At 43.5% G+C, this 12,970-nt stretch carries 8 protein-coding genes; all 8 read left to right on the plus strand.

The window, feature by feature from the left end:
- Nucleotides 1–117: 117 nt before the first annotated feature.
- Nucleotides 118–3,339, plus strand: coding sequence for a putative selenate reductase subunit YgfK (gene ygfK / locus IPH84_04425; protein ID MBK7172475.1), 3,222 nt, complete (start codon nucleotides 118–120; stop codon nucleotides 3,337–3,339).
- Nucleotides 3,340–3,393: 54 nt separating this feature from the next.
- Nucleotides 3,394–4,872: a pyridoxal-phosphate dependent enzyme gene (locus IPH84_04430; GenBank protein MBK7172476.1), complete on the plus strand. Its 1,479-nt coding sequence runs from the start codon at nucleotides 3,394–3,396 to the stop codon at nucleotides 4,870–4,872.
- A gap of 8 nt (nucleotides 4,873–4,880) precedes the next feature.
- Complete coding sequence (gene thrC, locus IPH84_04435) at nucleotides 4,881–6,134, plus strand: threonine synthase (protein MBK7172477.1); 1,254 nt, start codon at nucleotides 4,881–4,883, stop codon at nucleotides 6,132–6,134.
- A gap of 9 nt (nucleotides 6,135–6,143) precedes the next feature.
- Nucleotides 6,144–8,726 (plus strand): selenium-dependent xanthine dehydrogenase, encoded by a 2,583-nt coding sequence (gene xdh / locus IPH84_04440; GenBank protein ID MBK7172478.1) that lies wholly within the window; start codon nucleotides 6,144–6,146, stop codon nucleotides 8,724–8,726.
- Between the two features lie 70 nt (nucleotides 8,727–8,796).
- The gene (locus tag IPH84_04445) at nucleotides 8,797–9,255 is read left to right on the plus strand and encodes a CoA-binding protein (GenBank protein MBK7172479.1); all 459 of its coding nucleotides are present in this window, start codon (nucleotides 8,797–8,799) and stop codon (nucleotides 9,253–9,255) included.
- Entirely contained in the window at nucleotides 9,248–10,252 is a 1,005-nt protein-coding gene (locus IPH84_04450; GenBank protein ID MBK7172480.1) for a hypothetical protein, read from the plus strand. Before IPH84_04445 ends, IPH84_04450 begins: the two co-directional genes overlap by 8 nt.
- Before the next feature lie 5 nt (nucleotides 10,253–10,257).
- Nucleotides 10,258–11,523: an amidohydrolase family protein gene (locus tag IPH84_04455; GenBank protein MBK7172481.1), complete on the plus strand. Its 1,266-nt coding sequence runs from the start codon at nucleotides 10,258–10,260 to the stop codon at nucleotides 11,521–11,523.
- The gene (gene hydA, locus IPH84_04460) at nucleotides 11,502–12,848 is read left to right on the plus strand and encodes a dihydropyrimidinase (protein MBK7172482.1); all 1,347 of its coding nucleotides are present in this window, start codon (nucleotides 11,502–11,504) and stop codon (nucleotides 12,846–12,848) included. Before IPH84_04455 ends, hydA begins: the two co-directional genes overlap by 22 nt.
- Nucleotides 12,849–12,970: the final 122 nt, after the last annotated feature.

The raw sequence follows: 12,970 nt of genomic DNA on the forward strand, positions 1-12,970 counted from the left end.
ATCACATCTCATTCAATTTATTCTAAATTTGATGTCCCAAATTATTGTTACCAATTAACTAGATTGTGTCTGATAAGTTTACCCCGATCCCGATAGAGCGGTTACTCTCACTTACCCTTGCCTGAAATAAATAACAAACGCTTTTTCGGCATCCCATCCAGCCTGTTCTTTCAACCCTCAGTAACCGATCCATTTAAACTGGAACGCTATCAAGTTGAATTGGAAACTCCTGTTGGTGTAGCTGCCGGCCCGCATACTCAGTTAGCCATCAATATCATAGCTGCCTGGCTATGCGGTGCAAGGTATATCGAACTAAAAACTATTCAGACACTCGATGAGTTGGAGGTTTCTAAACCCTGTATCGACATGCAGGACGAAGGATATAACTGTGAATGGTCGCAGGAATTAAAACTCCACGAATCATTCAGGGAATATCTCAATGCATGGATTATTATTCATATTCTTCGTAAAGAACTGAATTTTCCCGGAGGCATCGGCACCATCTTTAATATGAGTGTCGGTTATAATATGCAGGGGATCCTTAATGAAAATGTCCAGTGGTTTTTTCAGAAGATGCTGAACTGCAGCACTGAACTGGAAGAAGCCAGGCAAAAACTCCGCTCCTTTTATCCGGCAATTGATACTATCGATATCCCATCGCGAATTTCTGATAACATCACGCTTAGCACCATGCATGGTTGTCCGCCTGATGAAATCGAAAAAATAGGCTTGTACCTGCTGACAGAGAAAAAGTTACATACCACCATCAAACTGAATCCAACGTTGTTGGGTGCCTCAGAGCTTAGATCGATCCTGAACCATCATTCCGGTTTCCATACTGATGTTCCTGACCTCGCATTTGAACATGACCTGAAATACCCTGATGCACTGAACATTATCAGGCAACTGACTGAAACAGCCAGAATTGAGAACCTTCAGTTTGGGATCAAACTGACCAACACACTCGAAAGTCTTAACAACCGCCATGTTTTTAATGAAAAAGAAAACATGATGTATATGAGTGGCAGGGCTTTGCACCCAATAAGTATCAGGCTTGCCAGGAAACTTCAGCATGATTTTGAGGGAAAACTCGACATTTCGTTCTCTGCCGGTGTGGATTGCTTTAACATTGCAGACGTGATGGCTTGCGGACTAAAACCAGCCACAGTATGCAGTGATTTGTTGAAACCAGGAGGATATGGCAGGCTCTGGCAGTATTTTGAGAATATGAGAACAGAGTTCAGGGAGAAAAAAGCAGAATCTATTGCTGACTACCAGGTAATCCGGGCAGGAAGCACTTCAGAATCTGCTATTCTGGTGAACCTGGAAAGGTATGCAGAAGAAGTACTGACTATTCCGGCATACAAAAAGGATTTTCACGAACCAGACATCAAAACCGGCCGATCCCTGGGATATTTCGATTGTATCCATGCTCCCTGTGTTGATACCTGTCCTACCCACCAGGATATTCCAGCATATATGAATCAGACTGCTTTGGGTAACTTTACCAAAGCCCTTGAAATTATTCGTAATACCAATCCTTTTCCCGGGGTTACCGGAATGGTTTGCGACCATCCCTGCCAGTTAAAATGTACCCGCATCAATTACGACGAAGCCCTTCATATCAGGGATATCAAACGATTTAATGCTGAACAGGGAATCAGCAATTTGAGTAAGGTTCCCGATCTTTTGAAAGGAAAGAAAATTGCAGTGATCGGTGCAGGCCCGGCGGGCCTTTCCTGCGCCTGGTACCTAAGACAAGCCGGCCTGGAGGTTAATATTTATGAGCAAAAAACGGTCACAGGGGGAATGGTATCTGCCGCAATCCCTTCATTCCGGCTCACCAATGAGGTCATTGATAATGATATTAAAACAGTCCTGGCTTCAGGTGTTCACCTCCACCAGCAATATAAGATTACAAAAGATAATTTTTCTTCCATTAAGCAAGAGCATGACCTTGTCTTCATTTCTGCCGGGGCACAGCAATCAGTGAAACTGGAACTTGAAGGCATTGATGCTGAAGGAGTTATTGATCCCCTTGAATTCCTTTTTAGTGTAAAGGAGCAAAAATCAATTCTCAAAGGCAAAAATGTGGTAATTATTGGTGGCGGTAATACAGCAATGGACTCTGCACGGACCGCTTACCGGCTTGTCGGACCAGATGGATCTGTAACCATTATCTATCGCCGGACACGAAAAGAGATGCCTGCTGACAAAGGAGAAATCCAGGCAGTTCTTGAAGAAGGAATTCACCTGATGGAGCTTACACATCCCGAAAGAATTCATGCCCCTGAAGGAAAGGTAGAAGGTATTTATTGTTCGCGGAATATTTTGGCGATGAAAGGTAAAGACGGGAGACCGATACCCGTAAAAGTGCCTGGATCTGAGTTCCTGATCCCTTGTGATACCATCATTCCTGCCATTGGTCAGCAACTGGACATCGATTTTCTCGATTCAGAAGAACTTCGCACTTTGCCGGGAAGTTATAAAACGAAAAGTAAAGGGACCTATATCGGAGGCGATGCATTGAGAGGTGCTGCTACAGCCATTAATGCCATTGCTGATGGAAGACTGGCTGCCATTGAAATGCTTGCAGATATGAATCTTCATTCCCCTGCTGAAGAAATTTCAGGAATTGAAGAAATTGACCTACCTCAATTACTTCACAAGAAAGCCCAACGCGGTTATGGCATAAGACCTGCAGAAACTGATTTGTCTGATCGGCAAAATTTCAGTCTGGTGATGGAATCCTATTCCAAAAAGGATGCTATGGCCGAAGCTTCCCGGTGTCTGAGTTGCGATGTCATCTGCAATGTCTGCGTGAGTGTTTGTCCTAACCTGGCTAATTATTCCTACAAAATCGACCCTGTTCATTATCATCTTCAGAAAGCAGTTGTCTCTGAAAATGGAAGCATTGAACTTAAGGAAGACATGGATTTTATCATCACCCAGCCTTACCAGGTATTAAATATCCGCGATTTGTGCAATGAATGCGGAAACTGCACCACCTTCTGCCCTACAAAGGGTAAGCCGTACATGGATAAACCCGGCTTATGCCTCTCTATTGAATCGCTGAACAATGAAAGTGAAGGATATTTTCTGAGCAGGCTTCCTAACAGGGATGTGCTGATTTTCAAACATCATGAAAGCATCCGCACTCTCACTCTTATTGATGGCCTATATATCTATGAAACAGACCAGGTAAAGGCCAGTATCCAGCCTGAAGATTTTAGTATCCTGGACGTTCAGTTCCTTACTCCATGCGTAAAAGAATGCCAGTTTAACATTGCTGCTGAGATGAGCATCCTTATGAAAGGTGCCCTAGAACTGCAAAGCTAAAAACCCATAATTCCACAAAAAGATAACAGGAAATTACCCTATTAATTCAATGCTATGATTCAGATTACCAACAAAGTAGAGAATTCATCCGTACTTCAGAAAGCCATTGACCGTTTTAGGGAAAAAGGAGTAATTCTCCCCACCTTTGCCCAGATGCAGAATCCTGAACTGATCCCGGGAAAGATAAAGGATCAGCTGAAAAACATTGGACTCTGGGACCTTCATCCTCTTAACCTGTTCCGGATTACATGGAAAAATGAGCCAGTTACCAAAGGAGGATTATATGGCCACCCGAATTATATTGAATTACCCAAATCACTTACAGGTATAGATGCCAGACTGATTGTAATGCTTGGGAAATGGTTTCCGACAGGAGCCCATAAAGTAGGCGCTGCCTATGGTTGCCTGGCACCAAAAATCATCACCGGACAGTTTGATCCTACCTATCACAAAGCGGTATGGCCTTCGACTGGAAATTATTGCCGTGGTGGTGCCTTCGATTCCTATCTTATGGGAGTAACTGCTGTTGCCATCCTGCCGGAAGAAATGAGTGCCGAACGTTTTGCATGGCTTAAAGACATTGGTGCTGAAGTAATTGCAACTCCAGGCTGCGAATCGAATGTTAAAGAGATCTATGATAAATGCTGGGACATTAAACGAAACCGTGAAGATTGCATGATCTTTAACCAGTTTGAGGAATTTGGAAACAGTTGCTGGCACTATGAAGTTACCGGGCATGCCATCGAAGAACTTATTCACCTTGTTGCTGGTAAAGATGCCCAGCTTTCAGCCTACATTTCTGCTACAGGTTCCGCTGGTACCATTGCTGCCGGCGACTATCTCAGAACCCGCTACCCGCGCATGAAAGTAGTTGCTTCTGAAGCGCTGCAGTGCCCTACCCTGCTGATGAATGGATTTGGTGGACACCGGATTGAAGGTATCGGCGACAAGCATGTTCCATGGATTCACAATGTGCGTAATACTGATGTAGTTACCGCTATTGACGACGAGTACTGTATGAGGTTGCTACGCTTATTCAATGAACCTGACGGCAAGAAATACCTTGTTTCTTGCGGGGTTGAACAACAACTGGTTGACCAACTGTACACAATTGGCATTTCAGGAATAGGGAATATCCTCTCTGCTATCAAAACGGCTAAATATTTCGAAATGGATGGCCAGGATGTGATTGTCACCATTGCTACTGATTCCTCTGAAATGTATGGCTCCAGGATTAAAGAACTTGAAGCTGAAAGAGGCAGCTACACTCCTGTCCAGGCTGCTAAAGATCATGAAAAATGTATGCTGGGCACAACTACCGATTATATGAAGGACCTCATCTACCAGGATCAGAAGGCCATTCATAACCTTAAATACTTCACATGGGTTGAACAACAGGAAAAGGATGTGGAAGATTTGAGGCAATTGTGGTACGACAAAAATATATGGGCAGAACTGTTTAAACAACCCCAAGCCTGGGATGAACTCATCAATGAATTCAATGAGCGCACAGGACTTCTGAAAAATATGTAACTTGCAGTATGAGTTACAAGTATATTTACCGCTGCACGGATTGCGAATCTGAATGGGAACCTACAGAAACCAGGTATCTCTGTCCAAAGTGTGCTGCCACCAACACCCTCGGACAACCAGCCAAAGGGGTTCTTCATGTAGTCTATGATTATCCGGCAATCTACAGGCAAGCAGGCAATTCAGGACTCTTCAGCAAACTTGAAAGCCTGGAATTTCTGCCCCTTCTTCCCATTGAAACCATCGAGTCTTTACCACCTCTAAGAGTTGGTAAAACCCCTTTATACCGTTTTAAACGCTCTCTGGCAAATGGAGAATCATTTACTCTCCTCCTAAAAGATGATTCTCAAAATCCCACATTCTCGTTTAAAGACAGAGCCAGTGCACTGGTTTCTGCCTGGGCGAAAGAAAATGGCATTGAAGTGATTGTAGCAGCTTCCACCGGGAATGCAGGATCCTCATTAGCAGGTATTTGTGCATCCCAGGGACAGAAGGCTGTAATATTTGTCCCTGCCAAAGCCCCCATTGCAAAACTTACACAGATCATGATGTATGGAGCCCGTATCGTGCCGGTTGACGGTAACTATGACCTGGCTTTTGATCTGAGTATTAAGGCAACTGAGCTTTTCGGCTGGTATAACCGGAATACAGCCTTCAATCCCCTCACTATAGAGGGAAAGAAAACAGTCTCATTTGAGATATTCTCTCAACTGAAAGGCCGGTTACCTGACCGAATATTTGTCCCGGTGGGCGATGGAGTCATCATTTCGGGAGTATATAAAGGCTTATGGGATCTGATGCAACTTGGATTGATCAACCGGATTCCTGCCATTGTTGCCGTCCAGGCAGAAGGAAGTTGCAACCTGATCAGGAATATTGAAAATGAAGACTTTATCAGCACTCCATCAGACACTATTGCAGATTCCATTTCGGTTGATATTCCCCGAAACTATTATATGGCAAGGAAATACCTGCTTGAAAATAACGGAGAATGGATCACTGTAAGTGACCAGGAAATTCTTGATGCTTCAAAGAAGTTATCAGCAGAAACGGGTATTTTCACAGAACCAGCCGCTGCCTGTGCTTATGCCGGGTTGGAGAAATATAACAAAGCATCCCGGTTGGCTCCAGGTTCTGAAAACCTGGTCTTGCTCACCGGATCTGGATTAAAAGACCTGAATGCGGTTCAACAGATCTTATCTCTTCCCGAACCCATTCAACCTGATCCTGAAGCACTTAAAAATTATTTTCTTACAAAAAACTAAATTACCGGAATGATTAGCTTCTTCCTGAATGATAAACCTGTGGTCTACCATGGAGATGAGGAAATTACCTTACTGAATTACCTAAGGCTACAGCAAGGAATCACCTCTGTAAAGGATGGCTGTTCAGGACAAGCCAGTTGTGGAGCATGCATGGTTGAAATAAACCAGAAAGCAAAGTTGTCCTGTACCCAAAAAATGAAATTCCTTGAGAATGCACAAGTCATCACAATGGAGGGTATTCCCGTTGAGGTAAGGGACGTGATTGCAAAAGCTTATGTTGAAAAAGGAGCTGTGCAATGTGGTTTCTGCACACCTGGCTTAATCATGCGAACCAAGGTTCTTTTTGCAGAAAACCCGCTTGCAGACAGGCAGCAAATAGCCAAAGCCATCAACCTGAATATGTGCCGCTGTACCGGGTATATCAAAATCATTGATGCCATTGAGCAATCACTAAAACAATTAAAATCAGGCAACTCGGAAACAAATCATACCTGGCAGTCAGGAATCGGCCAGTTTTTACCCAAATATGAGGCATATGAAACGGCCATAGGTCAGCGAAAGTTTGTTAACGACCTGCATTTTGAAGGCCTCTTGCATTCGGCTTTACGCTTTACTGACCACCCAAGAGCACGGATTATCCGCATTGATACCGAGAAAGCACGCAATTATCCGGGTGTCAAAGCAGTTTTTACTGCCCAGGATATCCCGGGGGAACGGTTTACAGGCCTGATTTTCAGCGATTGGCCTTTGATGATCAGGGAGAATGAAATAACAAGGTATATTGGTGATGTACTGGCTGGTGTTGTTGCTGATGATGAAGCTACTGCCCGGTATGCTGCCGGGATGATCGAAGTAGAATATGAAATTCTGGAACCTGTCTCAGATGCCCGACTGGCTATCACTTCTTCCTCACCAAAAGTGCATGAAGACAAGTCTAACCTACTGGAATCGTGTATAATAAAGCGGGGCGACTCCATTCAGGATGTTTTCGACAGTACAGCCTATACTGCAAGGGGACAATATGAAACCCAACGAATTGAACATGCCTTTCTTGAAACCGAAGCAGCTGTTGCTCTTCCTGATGGAGATGGTATACACCTATACAGCCAGGGACAAGGCATTTATGTTGACCAGCGACAGGTTGCCTCAATCCTGGGACTTGACGAAGATCAGGTAAGAGTGACATTGGTTCCCTGTGGCGGCGGCTTTGGAGGCAGGGAAGACATGACCGTGCAGGGGCATGTGAGTTTATTTGCGTGGAAATTAAAACAGCCGGTAAAACTTCATCTTAGCAGGGAAGAATCCATTATCATGCATCCCAAACGTCATCCTGTGAGCATGGATATCAAGATTGCCTGTGATAAAAATGGCATTCTGACAGGCCTGAAACTGAGGGCTATCGGGGATAGTGGCGCATATGCCTCGGTCGGAACCAAAGTAATGGAGCGGGTTGCAGGGCATGCTGCAGGTGGATATCATATTCCAAATGTTGACATTGAAGCTCTTACCGTTTATACCAACAATATTCCTTCAGGCGCTATGAGAGGATTTGGGGCGAACCAGGTTGCCTTTGCCCTCGAAAGCTGTATTGATGAACTTTGTGAGAAAGGTAAATTTGACCGTTGGCAATTTAGGTTTGATAATGCCCTGGATACCGGGAAAATGACCTCTACCGGGCAGGTTCTCGGGGAAGGTGTCGGAATCAAAGCCTGCCTTCTGGCACTGAAAGAGCAATTCTACTCATCAAAATACGCTGGATTGGCAACCGGAATAAAGAACTCAGGGGTTGGGAATGGAATGGCTGATTTTTGTGATGTTAAGATCCAATTCCGGTCCAAGGACAGTATATCGATTGAACATGGCTGGACAGAAATGGGCCAGGGTGTTCACAATATGGCCATTCAGACCCTGCACCAGGAAACGGGGCTGCCTGCAGAATTCATGAGTGTGAATGTGGATACCAATGCAGAAATTCCGACAGGAATGACTACATCTTCCAGGGCTACCGCTTTGCTTGGAAATGCCATTATCGATGCAGCCATCCGAATTAATGCAGACCTCGAAAATTCAACCATTGAAGAACTGGTTGGTAAAAAGTATGAAGGCAGGTATATATGTGACTGGACCACAAAGCCCGGCGCAAAAGTTGACAGGATTATTACGCATTATTCCTATGGCTATGCGGCTCAACTGGCGATTCTTGATGAACAGGGAAACCTGGCAAAGGTCATTGCCGCGCATGATGCAGGGAAAATAATGAACCCGGTGCTTTTCGAAGGTCAGATACAGGGTGCGGTGCATATGGGAATTGGTTACGCTCTTACTGAAGACCTTCCGATGAAAGACAGTCGATTAGTTAGCACTAAACTGCGCGATTGTGGGGTGATCCCATCTGATAAAACGCCTGAAATCATTGTAATTGGAATTGAAGAAAAAGATCCTGTCGGGCCTTATGGAGCAAAGGGTATAGGCGAAATAGGCCTGGTACCCACCGCAGCAGCTATTGCAAATGCACTATACACATTTGATGGAATAAGGAGAACACGGCTACCCATGAAACCAGGCAAAACAAAGGAATCAAAAAACAGATAACTAATAATAAATTCAAACTCTAAATAAATATCACTGACAATTAAATGATTAACTTATAAATCAAATTTATATGGCTACACTTCAGCAAATCGAGCAATTTACTGCTCAGCACCATATTGCCATTGCTGGGATATCCAGGACTCCGCATAAATTTGGTAACAATGTGGCAAAAGAACTAATTAAACAAGGATATACTATCTATCCCATAAGTCTTCATCTGACCGAATTTGAAGGCAAAACCTGCTATAAAAGCATTGACGACCTGCCAGATAAAGTAACCTCTATCTTCATCTCCACAAAAGCGGTCCAGACTAAGGAACTACTGGCTGAAGTTAAGAAAAAAGGCATCCAGCATATTTGGCTGCAGCAGGGATCAGCTGATGCTGAACTGTTACTTTCGGTAAAAGATGCAAAGGAAAATATTATCAGCGGTTTATGTTTGCTAATGTTTACTAAACCTGCACATTTTATGCACCGCACGCACGCATTTTTCAAGAAGACTTTTGGCAGCTATCCAAAATATGCATAAGAAACTAAGTGTTGACGAGAATGTATGCTCTGATGTTGCAGAACTTCTTAGACGTTTGCCACTGAGGGCATCTTTCTATGACCGTCCATTCCTCAGTGTGAAAGCAGATACAGAGCTTAAGCTGAGAGGTTTCTTCTTTGCTGTGGCCATCTGTCATCAAACATATACCCTGCATCACAAAACTCTGAATATTTTTGGCTGGGATTACCTTGAATACTCCTTTCATAAGCTTATCGCCGAAAACCATAGCTTTCTTCAACCAGGACACCTTTCTGGATTTCCTAAAAATCAGATCATAAAGGAGTTAGCAGAATTCTTTTCTCCTGATTCTGATGCCGGTACAAGCACCCTGGATAGCATTGATGAAAGAGTTGACTTGCTCCTTGAACTTGAACAGTTTGTGGATCAGCATTTTCAATCAAGCTATCTTAATTTGGTTACATCAACCAACAACTATTTGATTAACAATAATAAAGGTTATTACGAAATTCTTCCTTTAACCTCCGCATTTTCAGATCCTTTAAGGAAAAAGATTACCTTCCTGTTAAAATTGCTTGAAGAGGCGAAATTGATTACCATTCAGGATCCTGAGCATTTTATCCCCATCATGGATTATCATATGCAAAGAGTGTTAATGCGGTTGGGCTGTGTTCAAATCAATGATGAAGAATTAAAAAATAATCTCATCAACCGGAATGAAATAGACGATGATTCCGAAGTCCGTTTAGCCTGTATAAGGGCCTTTGAAATTATCTCCAGACTTTCAGGCCATCCGGTTACCAAAATGAATGATTTCTTCTGGTCGCTGGGAAGAAGCTGCTGCAATGAGTCTCCACTTTGTGAGTTTCACCATTGCGAGAAAACGCCCTGTACATTTTTTGAAATAGTTGATCTAAAAGAACATAAAGACTGTTACTTCAAGTCCTGCTGCAAGGGTTACAGTGATCCTTCCGTCAGGAAATTGTGGCAACCTGTTATTCAAACTCATTACTACTAAGAACTATGCTGTTACTCAAAAACGGAACATTTATCCATTGGGATACCCTGGAATTTTCCAATTCTGACATACTGGTCTTGCCGGGTAAAGAGGGTAAACTTATCCTGAATCCAGGCATGGATGAATCAGCCGGTGCACAGGAAATTGACTGCAATGGACAATTCATTACCCGGTCGTTTGCCTGCGGACATCATCATGTTTATTCGGCCCTTGCAAGAGGAATGGGAGCCCCAAAGAAAAATCCTGAAAACTTCAATGAGATTCTTCAATACATCTGGTGGACATTGGACAAAGCACTGGATGAAGAGATGATCTACTCAAGTGCTTTGGCAACTGCCATGGCCTGTGCAAGGAATGGTGTCACCTTCGCCATCGACCACCATGCATCCCCGAATTCAATACCGGGCAGTCTTTCTGTGATCGCTGAGGCTTTTGAGAAGGTTGGAGTAGGACATCTGCTCTGTTATGAAATTACCGACAGGGATGGCATGGAGAAGTCAACTCAAGGCCTAAGAGAAACCGAACAATATTTATCAAAACACCAGGGACTTGTTGGCTTGCATGCTTCCTTTACTGTTGGGGATCATACATTGAATCAGGTAGTTAAACTGGCCGAAGCCACAAATTCGGGTATACATGTCCATGTAGCTGAAGCGCTCTCAGACCAGGAGCACAGCATGGCAACCTATGGTAAAAGAGTAGTAGAACGCTTTGCTGAAGCAGGTGTCCTTCAGTTTCCAAAAACCATTTTAGGCCATTGCCTTCATCTGAGTGAACATGAAAGAGGCTTGATATCCGGTTCCAATGCCTGGGTAGTAGAGAATATGGAGAGCAATCTCAATAACGGAGTGGGCTTTTTTAATGGTAAAGGTTTGGGTGAACGGATTATGCTAGGGACAGATGGTATGCATAGCGACATGCTAAGAAGTGCAAAATCAGCATTTTTCAGTGGACATCTTCATGAAAATATCGACTATGCCGAAACCTACAGGCGGTTCAGAAATGTGCACAATTATCTGGATAACAATAATTTCACAGGAGATTCCGATAATAACCTGGTGATCCTCGATTATAATACCCCTACTCCACTCACAGCCAACAATTTCCTGGGCCATTTCCTGTTTGGGATTGAAAGCAGTCATGTTAAGCATGTGATAGCCAATGGTAAATTAATCGTGGAAGACAGGGAAATAGTAACAGTGAATGAGGAAAACATTCTGAATGAATCCCGTAAACAGGCTGAAAGGTTATGGAAACGAATGTCAGCCTGATAAACAGGCAGTACCTTATCTGCAATGGCCTGATTGTCAATCCTGACAAGTCGGAATATGCAGATATTGCCACGGAAAACGGGAAGATTATTGCCTTAGGGAAGCTAAATCCTTCAGAATACGCTGGATTTGAATACATTGATGCAAGTGGTAAACTCATCTTCCCCGGAGGTATCGACCCACATGTTCATTTCGCTCTGCCAACCCCGGCCGGAAACTCATGCGATGATTTCTTAAGCGGAAGCAGGGCTGCTTTATCCGGTGGCACCTCAGCCATTATTGATTTTGTTACCCCTAAACGGGGACAATCCCTTATTGAAGCCTACCATCTTCGGCAAAAAGAAGCTGAATCCAGTTTGTGCAGCTATAAACTGCATATGGGTATCAGCGAATGGAATGAAACGGTTAAACAGGAAGTTATTCAATGCATCCGTGAATTAGGTATTAAATCATTTAAAGCTTACCTGGCCTACAAGACTTCCATCGGGATCAGTGTTGATGACCTCAGGCAGCTCATGCTGGTTGTTGGTGAAGAAGGGGGAATTGTTCTGGTACATTGTGAAGAAGGAGACAAAATCAGTGAACTTCAGAAAAAGTATATTTCTGAAGGAAAGACTCATGCCGCATATCATGCACTTTCGCGTCCGCCGGAGACTGAAATCAATGCAATCAATCAGGTTATCAGGTTTTCAGAGGAGACCTCCTGTCCTGCCTATATCGTGCATATTTCAACAGCTGAAGGAGCCAGGAATGTAAGAATGGCAAAGGAAAAGGGCTTGAAAGTGTATGGTGAAACCTGTATTCAGTACCTGATGCTGAATGATGAGGTATATAATCCTGACAAGGATAATTATCAGGTATTTCCTTACGTGATATCCCCTCCCATCCGCTCAGAAGAAAACAGGACAGGGTTATGGGAAGAACTGCTGAAAGGAGCAATTGACACCATTGCCACAGATCATTGCCCGTTTAATACTTTCGGACAGAAAGACAAAGGACTGGATGATTTCACGAAGATTCCCAATGGAGCTGGTGGAGTGGAATTCAGAATGGGCTTGATGTACACTTTCGGCGTGCTCACAAAAAAAATCAGCCTGCAACAGATGGTATGTCTCACTTCAACCAACGCAGCCCGAATCTTTGGCTGGGGTGATAAAAAAGGAAAATTAAAAGTAGGATTTGATGCCGACCTTCTGATCTGGGTTCCAGAACCCACGGGAATTATAAGCCAAAAGGATCAGTATCAGCGGTGTGATTCCAATATCTATGAAGGTATACACATCAGTGGAAAAGTATTTGATATAATCGTGAGCGGGCATCACTGAGTGTGTTGAAAAAGAGGCAAATAATCACTATATTTGAGAGTATAAATAAACACGTTATTGATTAAACGCTTGTATCGCCTCCTTTTCTATCCTATCTGAGATATACTTCTATTGTTCCATGC

The organism is Bacteroidales bacterium (assembly GCA_016707785.1).
Lineage (GTDB): Bacteria > Bacteroidota > Bacteroidia > Bacteroidales > UBA4417 > UBA4417.